Genomic DNA, 24098 nt, shown 5'->3' with positions numbered 1-24098 from the left:
TGCGAAAGTTCCCTCAAGCGGGGGAATTTTCTTTTTTCTGTGCCTCAAATGCGGGCCGCTTTTATGGTAAACTAGTAGGAAGAATAAAAGGCGGATGGAGTCAAATGAGATGCGGATCGGCAATTTGCACCACTTTACAGAGCATCATCGATGCTACATCTTTCGCGATTTTTCGCTAAGCGCCGTTGATCGCAAAATGGTCGGATTGATCTATCAATCTATGATTGGAGCGTTCGCGGCAGGGTTCTATCAGTTTCTATATCAGCAAGTGCCGGACGACCGGGTCGGTTATTCGCCGCTTGAAGCGCAGCGCAAACTGCTGCTCGGGCTTGGCCTGGAAATGAACGAGCGCGGCAGGCAGGATCTCATTAATCAAGCATCTAAGCTGGAAGCGGTGGGTCTCCTGCAAGTGTCGAGGCTTGGCGTACCGGACAATGACGATGTTGTTTATGAATACGAGTTGGTAAAGCCTTTATCGCCGGATGAATTTTTCGGAAGTCCGCATTTGACATTGCTCCTTCGCGATAAGGTCGGCAAACATGCCGTTATCGCCCTCAGGGAATCCTTCTATGCCAAGGAATCGGATGAGCTTGCCAGCGTGGATCTGCAGCGAGATAATATAACTGTACCTTTCTATGAGCTGTTCCGATTGAATACGCAAGGCATTGATTTGGAGCTCGAACAGGCGCTGACCGAAGTTGCGCCGGCAAGACAGCCCGCACCGAAGCCGCAGCTGGAAACAGCAGGTATCGGGTACGGCGATATCATCATGCGTTTCCCTCGTAATGCAGCGAACAGGCATCATGTCGAACGGCTTCGCGGCGATCATGAGGCTGTTGCCCAGTTGAATTATGTAGCTTATAAATACAATTTAACCGTTGTTGATCTGGTCCGGCTGCTCGATGAAGACCATGTATTCTCAAGCAAAGGCGAATTGCTCATTGATGAGCTTCAGCTGCGGGCGAATCAGATGTACCGTCAGGATCGGAAGCGCACCGACGAGCGGCAGCGTCTGTATGGACGAGTTGCTGCAGCTAAAGCGGATAACAGTGCGGAGGACGGCGAAGAGCCGCCGGATGAAGTAGCCGTACAGGCGGAGCATTACATGGAGGTTCCGACTCAGCTGGCCGGACGCTGCGATATTCATCAGTACAACATGCTGATGCGGAACGAGCCGCATACGCGCTTTATTTCCCGATTTTTCCCGGGAGCTGTCCCGGAGTGGTTGATTCGGGAATTCGAAAAGATTGATCTTAATTATCGGCTTCAAGGGTCTGTTATTAACGTACTCATTCATTATGTACTTGGTCTTAACGATGCCCAGCGCGTGACTAAAACGTATATCGATGCCGTAGCATCCAATATGCTTGTCAAAGGAATTGACTCATTCGAGAAAGCAGTCGGCTATGTGCGTGAACAGGTGAAAATTGAAAGTGAAAAAGATCGCCGCCGCGACAATGTCCAGCAGACTCCGCGAGGGAACACGGGAGGCGGCTCAGGTGCGCCGCGCGGACGCCGCAAACCGGCGATTCCGATCATGCCCGAAGCGCCGAGCGGAGCGCCGCTCTCGGCAGAGGAGATGGAGGAAATCCGGCGAATGGCTCGCAAGCTGGATGGGAAAACGACGTAATTGAGGTGAAGGTTTATGGCGATGGAATCGCTGGGCGATTTGCTGAAGCAAATGCCGGGAGGCGGAAGCGCATTAAGGCAAGCGGATAAATTAATGGAAGAGCTGCTTGCCGATCCACTCGTCGGCAAACTTCGTTCCAAATATCCGGAGCTGGATAACGAGACGATCCGGTTGAATTTAAATAAAATTTATCAATGCACCAAGGAATTCCGGATTTGCAGCAACTGCCCGGGGCTCGATCAATGTCCGAATGATTTCGAGGGCCACTATACGGAGCTTAGCTGCGAATCGGTTGGCGGCCGCGTTCAATTGAACGACCGCAAAGTGACCTGTAAGAAGCTGATCGCCAGACAAAGCGAGAACAAGATCCGCAGCCGCATACGCAGCTTCTACGTGGATGACCGGGCTTTATTGGAAGGTTACTCCGCGGATGAGATCGTATCGAAGGATCTGGAACGAATGAAAGCGGTCGGTCAGATTATCAAGTACATTAACGTTACCAAAGAAAACGGACTCCAGAAGGAAGGGCTCTATTTAACCGGGTCATTCGGTACGGGGAAAACGTTCCTCATGTGTTATATGCTCCATGAGCTGGCCAAGGCCGGTTTCACTGGCGCAATCGTGTACATGCCGGAGTTTGTGGAGGACTTGAAGTCCCTGATGCTGGAGCAGGGGAAGCTCAAGGAAACGGTCGACCTCATGAAGGAGACGGATCTTCTGATCTTCGATGATATCGGAGCGGAGAACTTGAATCCATGGGTGCGGGATCATGTCCTTGGCGCCATTCTGAATTACCGGATGAATCGTAAGCCGACGTTCTACACGTCCAATTATGGGCTTGATGCGATCGAACAGCATTTCAGCTTTACGAACAAAGACGGCGATGAGCTGCACAAAGGGCAGCGGCTGATGGATCGGATTCGTCCGTACGTCCAGCCTGTTCATGTGACAGGCCACAATAAACGCGGTCTTCGTTGATCGCCATATACACAGAAAGAAGAGCCTGCCGTCATAGACGGCAGGCTCTTTGTATTAATCGCGGAACAGTAAGTTGTAGAGCACTTGTGCGGATTCTGCTCGTGTTGTATTACTTCGTGGGGAGAAGAGGTGATCACTGCCAACCATAAGCCCGGCATGCACGGCGGCTTGAACCGCATCTTTCGCCCAGCTGCTGATTGTATTCTTGTCTTGGAATGCATCGATATCAGTAGCGCTGCCACTGGCTTGGCCGTGCTGTTTCTCATAGACGCGAGTAATCATGAGCGCCATTTCTTCGCGGGTAATCGGCTTATTTGGTTCGAATTTCCCGGCGCTTGTGCCGGATGCGATGTCGTTCTCGTAGGCTGCGGCAGCCGCATCAGCGTACCAGCTGCCCGCTTTGACGTCAGTGAAAGGTGCGGTACCTGTCGCCTTCAGACCAAGAGCACGAACGAGCATCGTAACAAACTCGGCACGTGTCACTTTGGCTTTCGGACCGAAGCTGTCTGTGGAGATGCCTTGGACGATATGCTTCGCAGTCAGTTCCTCGATCACATCAGCTGCCCAATGAGTCGTTGGCACGTCGGCAAACTTCTTCATGTACGAGAACACGCCGTATTGAGAAAAATGGCCAATTTGGGCGGTCAGCGTGTTTCCTTTAAGAGTGCCGCCGATATACTCGACTCCGCCGAGATCGGAGAGATAATAAATGCCGGTCAGACGGGCATCCGCGCTGGCAGCCAGCTGAAGCTGGAGCGTGACCGGCTTTGTGAAGCTGCTCAGCTTCTTCAAGGAGCCGTCCTTGAATGCAATGCCAAGGGTCAGTTCAATGACTTGCCCTTGCGGTGTAAGGCCTGTACCGGCATCTCCGAGCTTGGCAACGGCAGAAGCGGCTTCGCTGCTCGTCAGCCTGCTGAATTGAAGCGAGAGACTCGCATCCTTATCGGAACCGGCCAGCACGGAGAGCGCATTCAGCACTTCCTTCGGCAGCGTGACGGTTCCATTCGGCAGCAGAATGCGGAAGCTGTTATCTTCAATGGTTTGCATGACGGTTGCGGGAATCCGGATGTCCGATTTGGCGGAAGCGACCTCGCTGGCATCCAATGTGGCAACACCGTTAGCGGCAGCGGAAACATCGGACAGCTCGAAATGAACGGTTGTCATACCACCCGGAGCCGGCGGCTCATCGGTATTAGTGGGAGGTGCAGCAGGAATTCCGTTTCCGTTCGAAGCAACGGTAAATGTCTTGGTCGAGACGTCAGTGCCTTGTCCGGCAATGATTTGATAGCTGCTGCCCGCTGCCGCATTGCCGGACAGCTGAAATGAAGCGGAATATCGGCCATCGGCCGATTTCACGATATCAAAGAAGAGGATAGTGCTGTCCGGACTGATGACCTTTATGATGACCTCAGCCGCATTGGTTGTGCCGCTGATCGATACGGAACTACCGGCAAAGACAGTGGTTATTGCGTCAATTGTTGTGCCGGCAGCCTGTGGAATGGAACTCTCCGCATACGCAGCCAACGGTGCTGCTACAGGCACAGCTAACGTCAAGGACAAGGATAGTGCCGTTAAGAGGATTGCTTTTCTCTTCAACTTGATGCTCCTTTCTAAAGGTGACCCGGACGGGGCAGCTAATTCAACGGAGTCCGCTGAGTCCGGGTTCACCGCCATGTAACCTGATTTTTATGGAGTCGTATTGATATTCGTGATGCGGCCTTTCACAGCCGCTGTAATCGTACCGTGATTGAACGTGTTCAGCACATAGTAGTAGAATGCATCGATATCGGTGGGACCGGCTGTCGGATTTTTACCTTGTGTCAGGACTGTATAGTTGTCGCCGCCGGCTGCCATGAAATTATTTACGACAGCTGTGTATTCTGCCGAGTCGGTTATTTCGGTACCGTCCTCTTTCGTTAACGCAACGACACGCTCCGCAATGGGCTTGCTGAAATCAGCCGTATAACGAAGTCCGGAGATTTGCAGTGTTTTCGTACTGGCTGCCGTTTCTCCCCATTGCTGTTGAAGCAGCGTCTTAATTTGTGCGCCGGTCAGCGTCATCTTAACCAGCTGGTTGCCGAACGGTTGAATGCGGAACAAATCGGAGTAGAGAACATTGCCGAGCGGCAAATCAGCGCGGATGCCGCCCGGGTTCATGAACGCAAAGTCGGATTGCATGGCATCCTTCATGGCATCGGCGATCAAGCTGCCAAGCGCGATTTCCTGCGTATACGCATTCTCTTTCTTATAAGCCGTCTCCGTGGAACCGACCGGCAAAGCAAGCTCGGGATGTCTCGCAAGGGCAGCCTGTACCAGAGCAGTCACTTCAGCATCCGGTGTAATGCCGGCTTGATTGACGTCAACGATGTTCGCTTCCTTCTTCACGATATCATGCGTTAACGGGTCGATCTCAAGATCCACGTCGGCAAATGCCGTACCGTAGGAGTAGGCTTGGAAAATGAGCTTGTTGTCCACCATTCCGTTTACTTTCGCATGGTTGTCGCCGGCGAAAATAACGTCAACCTCATCGCTTACGGCGTTAGCGAGATCAGCGGCCTCGCCTGTAATCGTTGTACCGCTCTGTGACGCAGGATCATGAGCAAGTACCACGATGGCTTTGACGCCTTGTGCGGTCAAGGCATCGACTGCAGCATTGACTACCGGAGCTTGATCCACGATATTTACCGGTGCCAAGGCGGCAGGAGAAACTTTGCTTGGCGTCAGCATGGTAACGACACCGATAAAGCCGATTTTTTCGCCGCCGACTTCTTCAATGACATACGGTGCAAGGATAAGCTCACCTGTCACTTTGTCGAGTACATTGGCGTTTACATAATCGATTTTGGTCTTGGAATGCGTGATGCTCGTATTAATTGGATCCTGACCGCCATTTAACTGAGCCATGAGTGCAGGTACACCTTGATCAAACTCGTGATTGCCAAGCGAACCGACTTTGAATCCGAGCAGCTCCATGAAATCAAGCGTAGGCTTATCGCGCTCAAGCGATGAAACCGGCGAACTTGCACCTACTGCATCGCCATTATGGACAAGCAAGGTGTTTGCTGCATTGGTTGATTTGTATTGCTTCAGGTAAGTTGCCAGGTAGGCAGCCCCGCCCAGAACGTTGCCGCCGACAGTGGTGGAATAGTCGAGCTGACCGTGGAAGTCATTGATACCAAGCAGTTGAACCTTCACATTCTCGCCTGGCTCTGTCGCATCTCCGTGAAGATCAAGCTTGTAGATGCCGAATCCTTTCTCGTCGGTACGGTCAAGCGAAGCGATCTTTGGATTAGCGCTCAAGTATGTTTTCGCAACCGGTGAAGTTGTAAAGGTAACGTTAACATCAGCATCAATAGGTGCAATCGACCAGTTGTTGTCGGCAGCCGGATCAATCGTACCCTGCTCCGTGATGTAATCCATAAGCACTTGACGATTCTCGCTGGCCGAATCCAGGACGAGCGGAGAACCTTTCACGCCCGGGAAGTTGCCTCCGCCGTTAACGCGGTAGTTATTGCTGATTACAATGAAGTCCTGATCAGGATCAACCGGCTGACCGTTATAGGCAAGGTTAACAATCCGGCTGGAGGCAGCGTCGTTAATAATCCCGTCTTTGGTGTACTTAGCCGGTTTCGTGACATCTACTTGATAAGTGACGCCATCGATGACATCGAAGTTGAATACCGGGAAGGACGGGTTAAGCAGCGACTGCTCGTCCGTCTTGTTTGGATCAATTTGATTGAACATACCCGCAGACATTTCGAGCCATTCCTTCACGACGGAGCCTTTCACTTTAATGGCCTTCAGCGTATTGTCGTAGAGATACAAGTCGCTGGCGCTCTTAATGGCAAGATCGCCTGCTTTGATATCCGTATATTCACTCGGACCATTGCGGCCGGCTTTGAACGGGGCGCCTACGGATAGAATCGGGAGATCCTTGTCCGGCGAGTTCTTCGTATTCAATTCTTGCTGTACGAACCACTTCTGCGCTTGCGTAACGATTTGCACGGAAGGGTCGTCCTGTACGAGTGCAAAGTAGCTGTAAATCGGAGCCGAAGTTTGACCGATCGCTTGGTTTGCATAGGCGATTGTCGCTGCATGTTCGGCTTTAATTGCATTGACGACCGCAGAATCCGCGTCAACAAGCGGAAGCTTCTTCACGCTGTCATAGATATACTTGTTGGAGGATTGCGAAGCAGTAACCTTCCATTTGCCATTGGTTTTGTTCAGCGTAAGGTCGATGATACCCAGATTGCCGCCGCCGAAACCGGCTTGTACGGCAGCAACGCCATTGATTGTGCCTTTCGCATTATCGACGCCCGGAAGCGGGTTGCCGCTCGCATCCTTAAAGAGCGGATCAAGTGCGCTGATGCTGGCTGCCGGGAAAACCTTATGGGTGTGCGAGAACGTAATGGCATCGATGCCTGCAACCTTACTCAGCGGGTATACCGCATCCTCCGCACCAGCGCCTGCCACTGCATTTCCGTTAAAGCCCGAGTGTGTAAGGGCGACTACGACTTCTGCGCCTGCCGCGCGCATTTGCGGAACGAATGTCTCTGCTGTCGCTACGATATCTTTCGTAATGACTTTACCGTCGAGATTTCCTTTATCCCAATCCATAATTTGCGGCGTCACGAATCCGATGAAGCCTACTTTGACCGTCTGGGTTTGACCGTTCTCATCTTTGAAGGTTTTGTCCATAATGACGTACGGCGTGTACTTATTCACGTCGTTGCTTGGGTCGGCATCGTGATCGTCCACATAGACGTTCGCATTGACATAAGGGAAAGCAGCGTCATCGGTAGCTTCGTTCAAATAATCAAGACCGTAATTGAACTCATGATTTCCGAATGTGGCAATATCGTAGCCCATCAGGTTCATCGCTTTATAGGCCGGATGTACTTCGCCGTCCTTAAGCGGCGCTACTTTAGCCATATAGGTGCCAAGAGGCGTGCCTTGAAGCAAATCGCCGTTATCGACAAGCAGCGCATTCTTCACTTCTGCGCGTGCTTGCTTTACCAGAGTGGCGGTTTTAACGAGTCCGACGTTCTCTGCCGGAGCATCCTTGTAATAATCGTAGTTCATGAAATTGGTGTGGACATCCGTCGTTTCCATGATGCGCAGCTTCAAGGTCGAACCCATCGTAACCGGATCAGCGAGGCTATTGCCCACCTCCGTGAGCGATCCGCTATAGGAGTCAACGACAAATACTTTGACTGACAGGCTGCTTCCCGTCTTATTGAAATGGGCCGTCATTTTCTCGCTGCCCACAATATCCTTCGTCAAAGCTGCAATTCCGATCGGCACGGCGCCATCGAACAGTTCAAAAATAACCGTTTCTTCGCCGGCATGTCCTACAGCTGACGGCGTTACCACCGCACTGGCCCGAACACCGCCTGCTGTATCCATGGCTGCGTTTGTAATTGTAAAAGGCCGTTCATCGGCAACGACGATCTTCTCATTCACTGAGGCTTCAATGACGGCTAGCGCATGTGCAGGGGTAGGGAGATAAGATGATGTCAGAAAGCCTGCGAGAAGGGAGGCGGCAATCGCAGCACGCGACATTCTCTTGCGAATTTGAACCATTTTCTAGTAACTCCACCTTTCAATTGGTATAAGAAAAGTGTAACAACTAAGGTATTAAATTGGGCTAAAGATATTATTCGATTCTTGTAAATCAGGATATGTATAGAAAAAAACCGTACATCCATTAGGATGTACGGTTTTTGATGCGCCATGTTATGGTTTGTAAATATCGTCGAACACGCCGCCATCGTTAAAGAATTTCGTTTGTGCTTTGTTCCAGCCGCCGAAGTCGCGGATGTTCGAAAGCTCGACGTTTTTGAACTTCTTCGTGAATTCTGCAGCGATTTTCGTATTTGTCGGACGGTAGAAGTTTTGAGCCACGATACGTTGACCGGCATTCGTGTAGAGGTAGTCGAGATAAGCTTTAGCTACTTCGCGTGTGCCGTGTTTCTCCGCGTTCTTCGTAACGACAGCTACAGGAGGCTCGGCAAGAATGCTATAGGATGGCGTTACGATTTCGAAATCCTTGCCATGTTCTTTAAGCGCAAGGTACGCTTCGTTCTCCCAAGCTAGCAGCACGTCGCCGATTCCGCGTTCAACGAAGGTTGTCGTCGAACCGCGGGCACCGGAATCCAGTACAGGCACGTTCTTGAAGAGCTTCGTTACGAAATCCGTTGCTTTCGCTTCACTGTTGTTGTTGTGTTTCAACGCATAACCCCATGCAGCAAGGAAGTTCCAGCGTGCGCCGCCGCTTGTTTTCGGATTCGGCGTAATGACGGACACTTTATCCTTCACGAGATCGTTCCAATCCTTGATTTTCTTCGGGTTCCCTTTACGCACTAGGAAGACGATTGTGGATGTGTATGGCGAACTGTTCTTAGCAAAACGTGATTCCCAGCCGTCATTAATCAGTCCGGCTTTTTGGATTGCGTCAATATCATAAGCAAGTGCCAGTGTAACGACATCGGCTTGCAGTCCATCGATAACAGAGCGCGCTTGGGCTCCGGAGCCGCCATGAGATTGCTTAATCGTAACTTTCTGTCCGGTCTTAGCCTTCCAATAAGAAGCGAAGGCTTTATTGTACTGCACGTATAGCTCACGCGTCGGATCGTACGAGACGTTCAGCAGCTCGATATCCGGTTTTGCCGGTTTGGTTACGGCTGCAAAGCTGGTGGAGGATAAGGATAGGATTAATGCCAGTACGGTGATCGTGAGTAGCAGTTTTTTCTTCATTTTTCAACTCTCCCTTTATTATAGTGCTCCATCCCGATCTGACTGATTGGACAAAAAAAGGAGGCCCAGGCAGAATGCACCCATGAAGAGAAACTTCAGGCTGCTGTTACTTTGCCGGGGCCTCCGGTGGACCGGTGGGCTCGATGGATTTATCATAAGCTGACAATTCCTACCTGTCAACTATGAATTTAACAAAACTTTAAATAAGCAAAACTGATCCATTTCATAAATATGTTAAAAAAAAGGATTGACAGGACAGCTTATCCATTGCTATCATCATCCCATAACCAACTAAACAGGTAGGATTAATTCTATTTCAACTACCGGTCAACACGGAGTGGGAAAGCGTTAGTTATCTGAAATAAGATGATGAGAGGTGCTTTTACATGACAAACATGAAAAAGAAGAATTCCAAGTTAACGCTCCACACGTTGTTGATCTTTATTGTATTCGCCCTTGCGCTGACAGGCTGCGGATGGGATTCCAATTCCCCGGCGAATACGAACCAAACCAATACAGGTGCTTCCAATAATACCAATGCAGACGGTACGGAGCCAGCGGCCGATAATGCGGCAAACACGGAATCTGCCGAACCGATTGAGCTGCTGAATGTTTCTTACGACCCGACGCGTGAATTATATGAATCTTACAATAAACTGTTTGCAGATTATTGGGAGAAAGAGCATGGACAGAAAGTAACGATCAAACAATCCCATGCAGGCTCCGGCGCTCAATCGCGGGCGGTCATTGACGGACTCAAAGCCGATGTTGTCACACTTGCTCTTGGCTATGATATCGATGCAATCTCCGAGAAAGGGCTGATCGATCCGGATTGGCAGCAGCAGTTTGAGAACAACAGCGCGCCTTATACATCGACGATCGTGTTCCTGGTCCGCAAAGGCAACCCGAAACAGATCAAAGATTGGAACGACTTGGTGAAACCGGGCGTGGAAGTCATCACGCCAAACCCGAAAACAAGCGGCGGCGCACGTTGGAACTACCTCGCAGCTTGGGGCTATGCGCTTAAACAGAACAATGACGACGAAGCGAAAGCACAAGAATTTGTTTCCGCATTGTTCAAGAACGTACCTGTACTCGATTCCGGAGCACGCGGCTCCACGACAACCTTCGTAGAGAAGGGCATCGGCGATGTGCTGCTCGCTTGGGAGAATGAAGCGCTTCTTTCCGTGAAAGAGCTGGGCCCGGATAAATTCGATATTGTCTATCCTTCGATCAGTATTCTTGCAGAACCGCCGGTAGCCGTCGTCGATAAGAACGTCGATAAGAAAGGCTCGCGCACCGTTGCGGAAGCTTACCTGGATTACCTGTACACCGAAGAAGCGCAGAAGCTTGTCGCGGAGAATTTCTACCGCCCGCAGCTGGCATCGGTAGCGGAGCAGTACGCGGAGCAATTCCCGGAAATGACCTTGCTGACGATCAACGATGATTTCGGCGGCTGGGCCGTTGCACAGAAGAAGCATTTTGCAGACGGCGGCGTATTTGATCAAATCTACGCACCCGGCTCATAAGCGAATCGACAGGAGCTGACTCTTCTTATGAAAAGTTCCACTTCAAGCAAAGCGAAGCCGCGCAGCATATTGCCCGGTTTCGGACTTTCCCTTGGATTCACCATTTTCTACTTAAGCGTACTGGTCATCATCCCGTTAGCCGGTATCTTCGTGAAAACATCCGGTTTAACGCCGGCGCAGTTCTGGCACACGGTGGCTAATGCGCGGGTGCTCGCATCCTACAAAATCAGTTTCTTCACATCCTTCTATGCCGCACTAATCAATCTAGTATTCGGACTCATTGTCGCCTGGGTGCTGGTACGCTACAAATTTCCGGGGAAAAAGCTGGTCGACAGCCTGATCGATTTGCCCTTTGCACTGCCAACCGCTGTTGCCGGCATTGCATTGACCGCAATCTACGCACCAAACGGCTGGATTGGTTCTTTGCTTGAACCGCTCGGTATCAAAGTGGCTTTCACGCCGCTCGGCATCACGTTAGCCCTGATTTTTATCGGTTTGCCCTTCGTGGTAAGGACGGTGCAGCCCGTTCTGCAGGAGCTGGATAAAGAGGTCGAAGAAGCGGCCGTCATGCTCGGCGCATTCCGCTGGCGGACGTTCCGCAGAGTCATTCTGCCGGAGCTGATCCCGCCGCTGCTTACGGGATTTGCCCTTGCTTTTGCCAGAGGGATTGGAGAGTACGGTTCGGTCGTCTTCATCTCCGGCAACATGCCGATGAAAACCGAAATCGCGCCGCTGCTCATTATGACGAAGCTTGAGCAGTACGACTACAAGGGAGCGACGGCCATCGCGCTTGTCATGCTTGTTGCATCCTTCCTGCTTCTTCTGTTAATCAACTACTTGCAGTGGCGGAGCAATCGCCGCGTTATTGCGGAATAGGAGCGTGTAAACTATGGCTGGTGCAGTTACGGTTCATTTATCCGAGAAGTCCGCGCAGCGTCCGAAACATATTAACGAGTCTGCCGGCATTCGAATAGTACTCATCTCTATCGCGCTGCTGTTCCTGGTACTTGTGGTGCTGCTGCCGCTGATGTCGGTTTTTATTGAAGCTTTCAAACGGGGAACAGAGGTTTACGTAGCTGCGCTGAAGGATCCCGATGCTTGGTCGGCACTGCGGCTGACCTTGCTGACAGCCGTCATTGCAGTTCCGCTTAATACGGTATTCGGCATTGCCGCCGCTTGGGCGATCAGTAAGTTCCGGTTTCGGGGCAAAAACGTACTTATTACGCTGATCGATTTACCTTTTGCCGTATCGCCGGTCATCTCGGGTCTGGTCTTCGTGTTATTGTTCGGCGCGCAAGGCTTCCTCGGACCGTGGTTGTCGGATCATAATATCCAAATTATCTTCGCGTTGCCCGGTATCGTGCTGGCGACAACGTTCGTAACGTTCCCGTTCGTTGCTCGCGAACTGATCCCGCTGATGCAGGCGCAAGGCGTACAAGAAGAGGAAGCCGCCGCAAGCCTCGGTGCCAAGGGCTGGCAAATCTTCTGGCGCGTCACACTGCCTAACATCAAATGGGGATTGCTCTACGGCATCATTCTTTGTAATGCGAGGGCGATGGGGGAGTTCGGCGCTGTATCGGTCGTATCCGGCCACATTCGCGGAGAGACGAATACACTGCCGCTGCACATCGAAATCCTGTATAACGAATATCAATTCTCCGCTTCGTTTGCAGTGGCTTCCTTGCTGGTCATGCTGGCACTGGTGACGCTGGTCGTAAAGAGCTTCATCGAATGGAAAACCGCTCAGAAAACCCCGAAAGAGGAGGGCTAAAGGATGCATATCGAGGTTCGAAACATCAATAAATCCTTTCAAGGCCACCAAGCCGTAAACGATGTCAGCTTCTCGATCGAACGCGGCAAGCTGATCGGTCTGCTCGGACCGAGCGGCGGCGGCAAATCGACGCTGCTTCGGATATTAGCGGGACTCGAGACTCCGGATTCCGGCGATATCTTCATTAACGGGAAGCGGGTCAACGATGTTCAGCCGCAGCTCAGAGGAATCGGATTCGTATTTCAGAACTACGCGTTGTTTAAACATATGACCGTATTCGATAATATCGCTTTTGGACTGACGATTCGCAAGAACAGTAAAGCGGAGATCAAGGAGCGCGTCGGGGAATTGCTCGACTTGACGGGGCTGCGAGGCTTCGAGCATCGCTATCCGCATCAGCTCTCCGGCGGTCAGCGGCAGAGAGTGGCATTCGCCAGAGCGCTTGCGCCAAAGCCGGATCTGCTGCTGCTCGACGAGCCTTTCGCCGCCATTGATGCGAAGGTGCGCAAGGAGCTTCGCACCTGGCTGAAGCAGCTGATCGGCACGCTGGGCATCACCTCCATCTTCGTCACGCATGACCAAGACGAGGCAGTCGAGGTAGCGGACGAAATGCTGATCGTCCAGCAAGGGAAGCTGGAGCAGCAAGGGTCGCCGGTTCATATTTACACCGATCCGCAAACCGCATTTGTGGCAGGATTTATCGGGCATTCCAGCGTTGTGGAGCAGCCTAGAGACCTTCGCGGCTTCAGCGGCTCTTCGCTTGCAGAAGGCGCTAAAGCGCTCATCCGCCCGGAGTTTGTCGAGGTAGGGCGCGAGCGGGAAATTCCGTTCCCATCCGCTGCCGAGAAAGGCAAGGTCCGGCATATCTTCTTCCGTGGCGCTCATTTGGAGCTTGATGTTGAAGTAGGCAGCAACAGGCTGTCGGCACACCGTTCACTGGATCAAGAGCCGCTTCAGCCGGGTGATGAAGTATCCGTCCTTATTCACCGTTTATACGTTATTACCGATAAGTCGGCGACGATCGTGGAGAATCCGCTTAAGATCGATCCGCTGCCAGTTCACATTTAATTCGTCCGGGAGGGATTTATTATGGCAAAGCCAATCGTGCTGGATCAAGAATGGTTAGAGCGCATAGCAACTCAGGTAAATGGGCTTGAATATGGTTCGGTTCTCATTACGGTTCATGACGGCAGAGTCGTCCAAATCGACCGTACAGAGCGCAAGAGGTTCGATGCGGCGACTGCCAAAACCGGGCAAAATGGGCAACAACGACAAGAACCTGCAAACAACAGCACGGATAAATTGAAGGCTGTTAACGGATAGAAGAGGGAAGTAAAAGAGAAGCGCCGGACTGCTCGTTGATAACGAGTGACCCGGCGCTTTTTCTGCTGATTAAGGAGGGAGCGAGTCGTGCAGCTGCCTGAGGCATCTTCAAGGACGAGCAGCTGAGGACCAATTGTGAGCAAAAATGTTGAACTACAGGCAACATTTCAGCAGGTTTAATGATGTATCTCAGCCATTGTTGCGCAAAAATCAACAATTGCTGAGAGGAAGAGCATGCTGGGGCCGTTTCACGTTGAAATGTTGTAAAATGCGCAGCACTTCCAACGTTCAACGGTCAAACTACTAGCAAATGCTGCTTTATGAGCAGCATTCACACGGCGTGCGTCCTCCTTATTAGCGTAACCCGTTTCGGGTTTAATCAACTGATCTAGAGAGGGTCTGCTTGGCTTTCGAAGCGGAAGCGGGCCAGAAAGCCAAGCGACCGCAAAGCACCGTTATCGCGGGAACCAGGAAGGGCCTCACGATAAACGTATCCAGCAGCACGCCGATTGCCGTTATGGTGCCGAATTGCACAAGCACTTGAATCGGCAAGGTTGCGAGCACGGCGAAGGTACCTGCGAGAATCAGACCTGCCGAGGTGATGACGGAGCCGGTCTGGGAGACGCCTCCTTTCACCGCTTGGCGCAGCGGCATGCGACGTGCTTTCTTCCAAATGCTCGAAATCATGAAGATGTTGTAATCCTCGCCGAGCGCTACGATAAAGACGAAGGAATAGAGCGGAATGAGTCCTTGAATCGCGTCCGTGCCGAACAAGTAATGAAGCACGACCCAGCCGAGGCCCAGAGCGCTGTAGTAGGATAACAAGACAGTTGCAATCAAATAAAGCATCGCGACGAAAGAGCGCAGGTAGGCAAGCAATAGAATCGCGATGAGAATCAGAATGACCGGAATGATAAGCTTCGCGTCATCGCCGGTGGTTTGCTTGGTGTCGTACTGTTCTGCGGTTTGGCCGCCAATCCATATGCCGTCCGCGGTGCTGGTGCCGGTGCCAGATGCAGAGAGTGCTTCTTCCGCCGCCTGCCGCAGCTCTGGGATGTGAGCGATCGCTTCGATCGAATATGGATTTACGGCTAGCTCGACTTCATAGCGCAGCAGATCCGGATTCGCAGCGCCCGGAACCGGATCCGTGACTTTCTTCACGAAAGGAAGAGCAGCTAATGCGGCTTTGATGGCTTCGCCTTGTTCGGCGGATTGGGTCTGCGCAATCACTTGTACCGGTGCAAGCTCGCCGGCATTGAAATGATCCGCGATGAGAGTGAAGCCCTCTCGTGAAGGAGAATCTGCCGGGAATGAAGAGAGCGTGTCGAATGTGTATTTGATTTGGGTGGCGAATATCACGCAAATGACCAGGATAATCGTCGTAATAACCGCGATCCGTTTCGGCTTACGGACAACGACTTCTCCAAGCCGGTCGCCAAGGGTCGGGCGTGTTTGCGGTACCGGCGCCGGTTTTCCTTTTTTCTTCGCCCTTGCGGCAGCCATTTCTTGCGTTCTAGGAATGAACGGGTAGAAGGATGCTCGGCCCAATAGACCGAGGAACGCCGGTACAAGTGTCAAGCTAGCGATCATCATGATCAGAATGGCTAAGCTGAACGGAATCGCGAAGCGCTGAATGCTGCCGAATTCAGCCAGCAGGAGCACAAGCAAGGAGAGGACAACGGTGAGTCCGCTCATGGCAATTGCTCCCGAAGAGCCGCTGAAAGCACGCTTTAATGCTGTGAACGTATGGCCTTCTTCCTTCAATTCGCTGCGGAATCGGGCAATAAGGAAGAGGCAGTAGTCGGTTCCGGCCCCGAACAGCAGCACGGTCATGATCGACAAGCTCTGGGAATCGTAAGCAATCCAGCCCTGATCCGCCATCCAGCCTAACAGCGGTGTAATAGCACCGTATGCGAATCCGACCGCAATGAGCGGAATGAGCGCGAGCACCGGTGAACGGTAGATGAGAAGCAGGAAGAGCAGGACCAGAAATACAGTTGCCAGCAGCAGGGAAACGTCAGCGCTCTTGAACAAGCCTGTCGCGTCAACTGCGATACCGACAGGTCCGGATGCTCGAACGGCAAGGCCGCTGCCGGACTCGTCGTTAAGTTTGGTTTGGAACGGATTTGCTGCATCCTTGAAAATCAGGGCTGTTGCTTGCTCGATCTGAGTCAGACCTTCTTTGAGTCCGTCGCTGCCCGCCGTCTTATCAAACAGGACAGGCTGAACCAACGTTGTGCCGTCCTCCGAAACTTGCTGCTTTAAAGCCGGAAGCGGCAGCTTATCAAGCGGCACGACACTTTCTTGATTAGGAACAGGATCGGCTGCCAGCTGCTTCGCCAGCTGCTGAATGCCGGCCAAATCCTCATCCGTAAGTCCACTCGCGCGGTACCAGGTTAAGAGTGCGGGAATGCCGGTTTCGGATGGGAACTGCTCGGCGATCAGCTTCTCGGCTTGTACGGATGGTTTGCTCGCATCGAAGTTAGCCAGCGTATCGTCCTTGAGTTTCGAGGAACTGGGCAGCGTCATATTGAGCAGAGCGACGATAAGGATCCAAGCGGCAAGCGTCAGCCATCGGCCGCGTTTGCCACCGACTGCTTGTGTGAATGTTTCGAGCCATCTAACTACCATGTGGATGCGTTCATCTCCTTTTGATTTTGCTTATCAAGTGATAAGCGATGAGTAGAAAAAAAGGGCTATTAGGCCGCCCTACACCGAAGGAGGTGGGGTGGCCGATAGTCCGTATAACAACACGTTGATGAGCAATTGCGCTTGTTCATCCCAATTTTTCTTCGTGCCTGCTGCGCCGGCGGCAGAGAAAGTGGAGGCCGAGGCCAGTGTCTGGTTGATGAGCCCCATCAATAGCCGGGCCGATTTCTCGGCATCCATCCCGAATTGCGCGGAGCTGCGCAGCTGTCCATCCCGCTGACCTGCTTCGAATATGGCGAGCAGCGGCGCAAGATAGGCGCTGCGCCACAGCTCATAGATGATTCGCTGGGACTCCGGGGCAAGCTCATGCCGGATATCGTGAAACATCCGGCTGAGATCCTCGGGGTGATTCGCAAGCATATAGGCAGTGACATGGCAGAGGCGATGCCTTACATCTGTTTCCCTTTGAATGATACGATCGAGCGAGCTTCGGGTGCCATCGCACACCGAGCGCATCACGTCTACGTAAAGCGCCTGCTTATCCTTGAAGTGGTGGTATAGCGCAGGCTGCGTTAAGCCGCAGGCATCGGCGATTTGTCTGGTGGATACGGCGCGGTAACCTAGCTCCATAAACAGCTCCTTCGCCGTTCTGATAATCATGGCGCGAGTCTCTTGCGTTTGATTCGATTTGTTGGCTGCCATTGCGGAGAAGATTCCTTTCCTGCTAAATCAGCTAATCGTTTCAGCTTATCACTTGATAAGATCATACCTCTCTGGGAACCTGCCAGTCAAATTAATCGATGTCCAGCTTGTGCTTGGAGTAACTTGTGCGTGCTTCGATCCGTTTATCCGCGCTTTTCTTCTGCCGTTTGCTGACCGATTGCTCTTTGCGCGCTTGATGCGCCAGCTCGCGACCGGTTTTCTTGTAGCTTTCGTAGCGGCGCTCATCAAGCGCGCCGCTGCGCAGTGCTTCCTTCACGGCGCAGCCCTGTTCTGCCTGATGGCGGCAATCGCGGAAACGGCAGGTCTCGGCAATCGCTTCGATATCGGAGAACGCTTCCTGCCAGCCGTCATCGGCTTCCCACAGCTGCAGCTCGCGCATGCCCGGCGTATCCATCATGATGACGCCGCCCGGAAGCGGGAACAGCTCGCGGTGCGTAGTGGTATGGCGTCCTCGCGCGTCGTCCTCGCGGATGCCCTGCACGCGCTGAAGGTCGCCGCCGGCCAGCCAGTTCAGCAGCGTTGATTTGCCGACACCGGATGAGCCGGTTACGGCAATGGTGCGGCCTTGGAGCATATAAGGCGAGAGCGAATCGCGGCCTTCGTTCTCCAGAGCGCTGACCGCATGGACCGGAACCCCAGGCGCTGCCGCTTCAACTTCGGCGACCCTGCGTTCCGTATCGGTGCAGAGATCGGCTTTCGTCAGCAAGACGACAGGCGTTGCGCCGCTTTCCCAAGCTGCGATGAGGTAACGTTCGATTTTGCGGACATTGTAGTCGCCATTGAGGGCATTAACGATGAAGAGCGTGTCGATGTTCGTGCCAATGACCTGTTCTTCCGGCACGCTGCCGGCCGCTCTGCGGATCATCGCCGAGCGGCGGGGCAGGATGCCGTGAATGATGGCACGCTGTTCGCCCGGCAGGGATTGTACCGCGACCCAGTCGCCGACGGCAGGGAACTCGCTGCGCGATGCAGCCTGGAACTGGAATTTGCCGCTAACCTCGGCGGCGCATTCGCCGGCGGAGGTCATGATGCGGTACCGATTTGTAAATTGGGCAATGACGCGTGCCGGCTCAAGGCTTACGCTTGCGCCGACGCTGCTGTTGGCGGACGCACCGTCAAACGTATGCTCCCAGTGCGCATTCCAGCCATAGTCTTGCAGGTGGTTAGTGCTCTTGCTTACTTGCATGGGTTGGTTCATGTTCAAAGTTGGTGTACCCCTTTATTGGTTAGTTTGGTGGATGGATAACAAAAAAGACCGCAGGAAATAAACTCCTGCGGTCTTCGCTTTTGGTACGTTGTACGTACCGAAACGGACACAAAAAAACCGCAAGAAACCGGATTACGGTCTCTTGCGGCGGCTTGGGCGATTACAAATAAGCTAGGGCTGTATCCTTAGCTTACGAAGCAATTCCCGTACTTGATCCGTCTGAGACCGATGCGACTGCAACTACTGCTACTTGAACGTTCATGACATTAGCTACCATTTGACATCAGCCTCCTTAGTTATCGTTAGTTGTCATTCTATGCGCTTCGAAGCGACTTGTCAACTCATGCCATTAAAATGGCCTTGCTCCCGGATTCCGAGGCAAGGCCACATTATTACGAAATGATGAATTTGATAATCACCGCAGCGGCGAAAATAACGAACAGCAGTCCAAAGAATCCGCCAAAGCCAAGTGCAACGTCGAATAGATCGTCGCGCGGTTCCTCGTTCAAATGCTCACGTGGGTCTCTTACATTTTCCATCGTTTCAACTTCCTCCTTAGACAACAACGATTGCTCCCCCTAGTATACCCAACTTCCAGAATAATTGTAAAGTCGCAGGTCGTGACAATTGTGAGGCAAATTTGTGCCGAAAGCGGCTTCCAAGCAAGCCGAGTTCTGCCGCAAAATAAGGCTCATTGTGGTACAATAAACGGTAGCCATGTGCCGGGAGGAGGACGACAATGGAGGATCAACCGAGAACGGAATCGGCCGCTGACAAGCGCCTTGCCGAGGAGCGAATCCGCAGTAAGCTGGCTTTGCTGCCGGATCAGTCAGGCTGTTATTTGATGAAAGACGCCGAAGGCACCATCATTTATGTCGGCAAAGCAAAGGTGCTGAAGAACCGGGTACGTTCGTATTTTAACGGCAGTCATAACGGAAAGACATTGCGGCTTGTTTCCTTGATCCGCGATTTCGAATACATTGTAACTTCGAGCAATATGGAAGCGTTGATATTGGAATGCAACCTGATTAAGCAGTATCATCCCCGTTATAACGTCCTTTTAAAGGATGACAAGACCTTCCCGTATATCAAAATCACGAATGAAGCGCATCCGAAGCTTGAGGTTACGCGCCGGATCGTCAAAGATAAAGGCAAATATTTCGGACCGTATCCGAATGCATTCGCGGCTACGCAGACGAAGAAGCTGCTGGATCGGTTATATCCGCTGCGCAAGTGCGGTACGCTGCCGGACAAGGTATGTTTGTACTATCATATCGGGCAATGTGTGGCGCCTTGCGAGTTCGATATTGCGCCGGGTACGTACGAGAACATGGTGCAGGAGATCACCCGTTTCTTAAATGGCGGCCACGATGAAGTGAAGAAGACGCTGCAGGCTAAGATGGAATCAGCTGCGGAGCTGATGGAATTCGAGCGTGCGAAGGAATACCGCGATCAGCTCTTCGCCATCGATGCTGTCATGGAGAAGCAGAAAATTACGCTTAACGATGCGATGGACCGCGATGTCTTCGGTTATGCGATCGAGAAAGGCTGGATGTGCGTACAAATTATGTACATGCGGCAAGGGAAGCTGATTGAGCGAAGAGCGACGACGTTCCCTTATTACGGCGCGGCCTATGATGATTTCATGACGTTCGTGACTCAGTATTATTCGGAAAATCCGGCGCTGCCTAAGGAAATTTTCTTGCCTTCACCGCCGCAGGAAGCGGAGCTGGAAACGGCTGCGAGCGTGCAGGAGGCAGGCGTAGCGTACAAGGTGGAGGCCGTGCCGGCAGAGCAGCATGCTGTAGGCGATGAGCAAGGTGAGCCGGAAGCAGGCACAGTGGAAGCCGAGCTGCGAAATTCGTTGCAGAAATGGTTGAAGGTGAAAGTGTTCATGCCGCTGCGCGGACGCAAACGCGATGTGGTTACGATGGCAGTGAACAATGCGAAGGTTACGCTGGATGAGAAATTCAAGCTGATCGAGCGGGATGAGGAGCGCACCTTCCGTGCATCGGAAGGTCTGGCGGAAGCGCTGGGTCTGCCGCAGGTTCGCCGTATCGAGGCATTCGATAACTCGAACATTCAAGGGACGGATCCCGTCTCGGCGATGGTGGTCTTCATGGACGGCAAGCCGGATAAGAAGGAATACCGCAAGTACAAGGTGAAGACGGTCGTAGGGCCGGACGATTACGGAACGATGCGCGAGGTTATCCGCCGCCGCTACGAGCGCGTGCTGAAGGAAGAGCTTCCGCTGCCGGACCTGATCATAGTCGATGGCGGGCGAGGTCAAATCTCCGCAGCGCTCGATATCCTTGAAAATGAGCTTGGCTTGATGGTACCGGTGTGCGGCCTGGTGAAAGACACGAAACATAAAACAGCCCAGCTCATGACAGGCGATCCGCCTGAAGTAGTGCCGCTGCCGCGGGACAGCCAGGAATTCTACTTGCTCCAGCGGATTCAGGACGAGGTTCACCGCTTTGCGATTACGTTCCACCGCGAGCAGCGGGGCAAATCGATGGTGGCGTCCAAGCTTGATTCGATTCCGGGCATCGGAGAGAAACGCCGGAAGGCGCTGCTGAAGCATTTTGGCTCCATTAAGAAGATTAAAGAAGCCAGCATTGAAGATTTCCGGCCTTTGTCGATCGGCGAGAAGCTCGCCAATCAAATTATTGAAGCGCTGAAGGAAGAACAGTAGGAACAACACCTTCGGGAAAGGGACGCCAGCTCTATGATGAGCTGGCGTTTTTTAAAACAGTTACCTTAATGGGCGGAGGAATACGGGATGAAAGGGAAATGGATTCAAGGTCTCATGGTCGTTTCCGCGATATCCGGATTTATCTGGTTGGGCGGACTGGCATGGACATTGCAGGATTATTTTACCGGGGATTCCGGCAAGCAAGCTGAACCGGTTTCGACTGTAGAAGAACTGCCGACTCCGATTGTGGATGACGGGAAGTTCCGCGTCGTGGCACTGGGCGACTCCCTTACTCGCGGAGCCGGCGATCCGGATGGCAAAGGGTATGTCGGATATATGGTGGACGTGTTGAAGTCGAAAGCGGCTGGACAAGAAATTCTCGTCAAGAACTACGGCGTCAATGGGATGCGTACTCCCGAATTGACCGCATCGCTGGACAAGCCTGGCGTACGCAGCGAACTTAAGGCAGCGGATGTCATCGTAGTCAGTACCGGCGGCAACGATCTGTTCCAAGGCGGCGAGACGCTTGGCAACTTGGATCCGTCCAACATTGCCGGGATTCAAGAAACTTATGCGGAGCAATTGAATCATGTGCTGAAGGACATACGAGCTGTCAATCCTGCCTCGAAGCTGTTTCTGATCGGGCTATACAATCCGTTCATCGCGTTAACGGAAACGCAGACAACGACCAAGATTGTGCGGGACTGGAATTATCAAACGGCAGAAACTGCCGCGGAGTATCCGGACACGGTGCTCGTGCCGACCTTGGATCTGTTTCAGTTGAACGTGCAGCGTTATCTGGCTCGGGATCAGTTTCATCCGAATGCGGAGGGCTACAAGCTCATCGGTGAGCGGGTTGCGTCACTCATTACATGGGAGGGGGAGCGCAAATGATGGGCAAGGCGACGGGGATGACTGCTGCTAGCGGCAATGAAGAGATTACTTTAGCTGTCCGGGGACTCCGTAAGGTAATCGGCAAGCGGGAAATTATACACGGGCTCGACTTCGAGCTGAAGCGAGGCGAAGTATTCGGGTTTCTTGGGCCCAACGGAGCGGGCAAGACGACGACAATCCGCATGCTCGTCGGTCTGATCAAGCCGACAGCAGGAACGATTCGGATTTGCGGTTACGATCTGCATCGACAGTTTCCGGAGGCGACCGGAAACATGGGCTGCATCGTGGAGAATCCCGAGCTGTACAGTTTCTTGAGCGGCTGGGGGAATCTTCAATACTTCGCCCGCATGATGCCCGGCATCGACGAAGCAAGGATCGACGAGGTTGTACAGCTTGTCGGGCTGACAGCACGGATTCACGATAAAGTGAAGACCTATTCGCTGGGCATGCGGCAACGGCTTGGGATTGCGCAGGCGCTGCTCGGGAAGCCGAAGCTGCTCATCCTCGACGAGCCGACGAACGGGCTGGATCCGTCGGGGATTCGGGAGATGAGGGAGTTTATCCGTTATTTGGCTGAACATGAAGGACTTTCAGTGCTCGTATCGAGCCATTTGCTAAGTGAAATTCAATTGATGTGCGATCGCGTAGCCATCATATCGAAGGGCCGCGTCATCCGAGTCGATACGGTGGACAACTTGCTGGCCCAGCAAGAAAGGATCAGCTGGCGGCTTAAGCCGATGAGCAAGGGAGAGACGCTGCTCCGGGAGCTGGCGGGCTCAGCCGAGGTACAGGGAGAGTCGGTGCTGACGCCATACAACGAGGAAGAAATCGGACGGTGGAATAAGGTGCTGGTCGAGTCCGGCGTGACCGTAACCGAGATGAGCCGCAAGCTTCCTTCGCTTGAGGATCTGTTCCTTGAGCTGACGGGAGGGGAAAGCATTGGTTAACCTCGTCTATAACGAAATGATTAAGATCACCGGCAAACGAAGGCTGTTCGTTGTCGCGCTCATCATCGCGATTCTCATATCATTGTTTACTTACGCCCAGTATCAGCAGGCGGCAGAGAACCTGAAGCGCTTCGGCGATGTCGATTGGCGTACCGCGCTTGAGCAGCGCATCGCCGGCTGGGAAGCCCGGCTAGCTAATGGCGGCGGACGCGGCGATGAGGGCGAGCTGGCCTTGCGCATTGCCCAGCAGCAGTACTACCTGGATCAGGACGTCAACCCTTCAGAGCCGGGGGCGCCAACATTCGTTCGCGGCTTCGTCGAGAACGGCATTTCGCTTCTGCTGCCGCTGATGATGATGATTGTCGCTGCTGACCTGGTATCCTCCGAGCACAGCTCAGGTACGATAAAGGTGCTGCTGACCCGCTCGGTGAAACGTTGGCGAATATTGCTCAGCAAGTATTTAGCACTCATGCTATCGGTCTCGATTATCATAACGTTGTTTGGCCTGCTGTCAGCTATTATTTCGGGCCTCGTGTTTGGCTTTCAAGGCTGGGATGCGCCGGTTCTGACCGGCTTTACGGTAACAGGCGGGGAGCTGGATACATCCGCTGTTCGCATCATACCTCAGTGGCAGTTCATTCTGATGGAGATGGGACTCGCCTGGTTTGTTTCTGTTGCAGTGGCGACCATCACCTTCATGTTATCCGTTCTGGTTCGCACAACCGCAGCGGTCATGGGTATCATGCTGGCTTGTCTCATTGCGGGCACGATCTTGCGGTCGATGGTCGGTTCCTGGGAAACGGCGAAGTACTTGTTCATGGTCAATCTGGAGCTGATCGATTACTTGCAGGATGCCGAACCGCCTATCGCGGGCATGTCGCTTGGCTTCTCGCTGCTGGTGCTGCTCTTCTGGGGCATCGGTGCTTTAATCGTATCGTTCGTCTCTTTCACGCGGAGGGACGTCTATTAGCCAATAGAAAAGGCTCTCCCTGCCGG

Annotated in this window: 18 protein-coding genes; 11 read left to right on the top strand and 7 right to left on the bottom strand. The window is 52.8% G+C overall.

Annotated features, from left to right (window positions below):
* Positions 1–109 precede the first annotated feature (109 nt).
* Together BM412_RS17455 and dnaI are read left to right on the top strand one after the other, a co-directional pair.
* Entirely contained in the window at positions 110–1630 is a 1521-nt protein-coding gene (locus BM412_RS17455) for a replication initiation and membrane attachment family protein (protein WP_091221084.1), read from the top strand.
* A 21-nt stretch (positions 1631–1651) separates the two neighbouring features.
* Complete coding sequence (gene dnaI / locus BM412_RS17450) at positions 1652–2608, top strand: primosomal protein DnaI (RefSeq protein ID WP_091222873.1); 957 nt, start codon at positions 1652–1654, stop codon at positions 2606–2608.
* Positions 2609–2662: 54 nt separating this feature from the next.
* Here dnaI and BM412_RS17445 read toward each other — a convergent pair whose 3' ends face one another.
* The 3 genes from BM412_RS17445 to BM412_RS17435 all read right to left on the bottom strand — a co-directional run bounded on the left by BM412_RS17445 (position 2663) and on the right by BM412_RS17435 (position 9364).
* Positions 2663–4204 carry an S-layer homology domain-containing protein gene (locus BM412_RS17445; RefSeq protein WP_177245898.1) on the bottom strand — a complete coding sequence of 514 codons (1542 nt, stop codon included), beginning with the start codon at positions 4202–4204 and terminating at the stop codon, positions 2663–2665.
* A 90-nt stretch (positions 4205–4294) separates the two neighbouring features.
* Positions 4295–8191 (bottom strand): bifunctional 2',3'-cyclic-nucleotide 2'-phosphodiesterase/3'-nucleotidase, encoded by a 3897-nt coding sequence (locus tag BM412_RS17440; RefSeq protein WP_256256403.1) that lies wholly within the window; start codon positions 8189–8191, stop codon positions 4295–4297.
* Positions 8192–8344: 153 nt separating this feature from the next.
* Complete coding sequence (locus BM412_RS17435) at positions 8345–9364, bottom strand: sulfate ABC transporter substrate-binding protein (protein WP_091221078.1); 1020 nt, start codon at positions 9362–9364, stop codon at positions 8345–8347.
* Positions 9365–9750: 386 nt separating this feature from the next.
* Here BM412_RS17435 and BM412_RS17430 point away from each other — a divergent pair, with 386 nt between their 5' ends.
* Genes BM412_RS17430 through BM412_RS17410 form a run of 5 tightly spaced genes read left to right on the top strand, consistent with a single transcriptional unit; the run spans position 9751 to position 13987 of the window.
* Entirely contained in the window at positions 9751–10893 is a 1143-nt protein-coding gene (locus tag BM412_RS17430; protein WP_256256402.1) for a sulfate ABC transporter substrate-binding protein, read from the top strand.
* 27 nt (positions 10894–10920) lie between these two features.
* Positions 10921–11769, top strand: coding sequence for a sulfate ABC transporter permease subunit CysT (gene cysT, locus BM412_RS17425; protein WP_091221075.1), 849 nt, complete (start codon positions 10921–10923; stop codon positions 11767–11769).
* A 13-nt stretch (positions 11770–11782) separates the two neighbouring features.
* Positions 11783–12664, top strand: a complete 882-nt coding sequence (gene cysW / locus BM412_RS17420; protein ID WP_091221072.1) for a sulfate ABC transporter permease subunit CysW — start codon at positions 11783–11785, stop codon at positions 12662–12664.
* Positions 12665–12667: 3 nt separating this feature from the next.
* Positions 12668–13732: an ABC transporter ATP-binding protein gene (locus BM412_RS17415; RefSeq protein ID WP_091221070.1), complete on the top strand. Its 1065-nt coding sequence runs from the start codon at positions 12668–12670 to the stop codon at positions 13730–13732.
* A gap of 21 nt (positions 13733–13753) precedes the next feature.
* Entirely contained in the window at positions 13754–13987 is a 234-nt protein-coding gene (locus BM412_RS17410) for a YezD family protein (RefSeq protein ID WP_091221068.1), read from the top strand.
* Positions 13988–14362: 375 nt separating this feature from the next.
* Here BM412_RS17410 and BM412_RS17405 read toward each other — a convergent pair whose 3' ends face one another.
* The 4 genes from BM412_RS17405 to BM412_RS17390 form a co-directional block, all read right to left on the bottom strand.
* Complete coding sequence (locus tag BM412_RS17405) at positions 14363–16618, bottom strand: MMPL family transporter (protein ID WP_091221065.1); 2256 nt, start codon at positions 16616–16618, stop codon at positions 14363–14365.
* Positions 16619–16696: 78 nt separating this feature from the next.
* The gene (locus BM412_RS17400; protein ID WP_091221062.1) at positions 16697–17338 is read right to left on the bottom strand and encodes a TetR/AcrR family transcriptional regulator; all 642 of its coding nucleotides are present in this window, start codon (positions 17336–17338) and stop codon (positions 16697–16699) included.
* A gap of 91 nt (positions 17339–17429) precedes the next feature.
* Positions 17430–18545: a ribosome small subunit-dependent GTPase A gene (rsgA, locus tag BM412_RS17395; RefSeq protein WP_091222865.1), complete on the bottom strand. Its 1116-nt coding sequence runs from the start codon at positions 18543–18545 to the stop codon at positions 17430–17432.
* Between the two features lie 413 nt (positions 18546–18958).
* Positions 18959–19105, bottom strand: a complete 147-nt coding sequence (locus tag BM412_RS17390; RefSeq protein ID WP_090982007.1) for a YqzM family protein — start codon at positions 19103–19105, stop codon at positions 18959–18961.
* Between the two features lie 200 nt (positions 19106–19305).
* Between BM412_RS17390 and uvrC the strand changes: the two genes are divergently transcribed.
* The 4 genes from uvrC (at position 19306) to BM412_RS17370 (ending at position 24072) form a co-directional block, all read left to right on the top strand.
* Complete coding sequence (uvrC, locus tag BM412_RS17385; RefSeq protein WP_091221060.1) at positions 19306–21261, top strand: excinuclease ABC subunit UvrC; 1956 nt, start codon at positions 19306–19308, stop codon at positions 21259–21261.
* Positions 21262–21348: 87 nt separating this feature from the next.
* Positions 21349–22155 carry a GDSL-type esterase/lipase family protein gene (locus tag BM412_RS17380; protein ID WP_091221057.1) on the top strand — a complete coding sequence of 269 codons (807 nt, stop codon included), beginning with the start codon at positions 21349–21351 and terminating at the stop codon, positions 22153–22155.
* Positions 22155–23102 carry an ABC transporter ATP-binding protein gene (locus BM412_RS17375; RefSeq protein ID WP_256256488.1) on the top strand — a complete coding sequence of 316 codons (948 nt, stop codon included), beginning with the start codon at positions 22155–22157 and terminating at the stop codon, positions 23100–23102. The genes BM412_RS17380 and BM412_RS17375 overlap by 1 nt, the downstream gene beginning before the upstream one ends.
* Positions 23095–24072, top strand: coding sequence for an ABC transporter permease (locus tag BM412_RS17370; protein ID WP_091221055.1), 978 nt, complete (start codon positions 23095–23097; stop codon positions 24070–24072). Before BM412_RS17375 ends, BM412_RS17370 begins: the two co-directional genes overlap by 8 nt.
* The last annotated feature ends 26 nt before the right edge of the window (positions 24073–24098 follow it).

Origin of the sequence: Paenibacillus sp. BC26 (genome assembly GCF_900116125.1) — a bacterium.
In the GTDB taxonomy this organism is placed as follows: Bacteria; Bacillota; Bacilli; order Paenibacillales; family Paenibacillaceae; genus Paenibacillus_Z; species Paenibacillus_Z lignilyticus.
The sequence above is the reverse complement of the archived record's forward strand: the minus strand, read 5'-3'. Positions and strand labels throughout refer to the sequence as shown.

Coding starts and splice junctions, on each gene's coding strand:
- BM412_RS17440 (WP_256256403.1), bottom strand. CDS start 8,191: ATGGTTCAAATTCGCAAGAGAATGTCGCGTGCTGCGATTGCCGCCTCC.
- BM412_RS17415 (WP_091221070.1), top strand. CDS start 12,668: ATGCATATCGAGGTTCGAAACATCAATAAATCCTTTCAAGGCCACCAA.
- rsgA (WP_091222865.1), bottom strand. CDS start 18,545: ATGCAAGTAAGCAAGAGCACTAACCACCTGCAAGACTATGGCTGGAAT.
- BM412_RS17380 (WP_091221057.1), top strand. CDS start 21,349: ATGAAAGGGAAATGGATTCAAGGTCTCATGGTCGTTTCCGCGATATCC.
- BM412_RS17455 (WP_091221084.1), top strand. CDS start 110: ATGCGGATCGGCAATTTGCACCACTTTACAGAGCATCATCGATGCTAC.
- BM412_RS17435 (WP_091221078.1), bottom strand. CDS start 9,364: ATGAAGAAAAAACTGCTACTCACGATCACCGTACTGGCATTAATCCTA.
- BM412_RS17400 (WP_091221062.1), bottom strand. CDS start 17,338: ATGGCAGCCAACAAATCGAATCAAACGCAAGAGACTCGCGCCATGATT.
- BM412_RS17405 (WP_091221065.1), bottom strand. CDS start 16,618: ATGGTAGTTAGATGGCTCGAAACATTCACACAAGCAGTCGGTGGCAAA.
- BM412_RS17390 (WP_090982007.1), bottom strand. CDS start 19,105: ATGGAAAATGTAAGAGACCCACGTGAGCATTTGAACGAGGAACCGCGC.
- dnaI (WP_091222873.1), top strand. CDS start 1,652: ATGGAATCGCTGGGCGATTTGCTGAAGCAAATGCCGGGAGGCGGAAGC.
- cysT (WP_091221075.1), top strand. CDS start 10,921: ATGAAAAGTTCCACTTCAAGCAAAGCGAAGCCGCGCAGCATATTGCCC.
- cysW (WP_091221072.1), top strand. CDS start 11,783: ATGGCTGGTGCAGTTACGGTTCATTTATCCGAGAAGTCCGCGCAGCGT.
- BM412_RS17410 (WP_091221068.1), top strand. CDS start 13,754: ATGGCAAAGCCAATCGTGCTGGATCAAGAATGGTTAGAGCGCATAGCA.
- BM412_RS17430 (WP_256256402.1), top strand. CDS start 9,751: ATGACAAACATGAAAAAGAAGAATTCCAAGTTAACGCTCCACACGTTG.
- uvrC (WP_091221060.1), top strand. CDS start 19,306: ATGGAGGATCAACCGAGAACGGAATCGGCCGCTGACAAGCGCCTTGCC.
- BM412_RS17375 (WP_256256488.1), top strand. CDS start 22,155: ATGGGCAAGGCGACGGGGATGACTGCTGCTAGCGGCAATGAAGAGATT.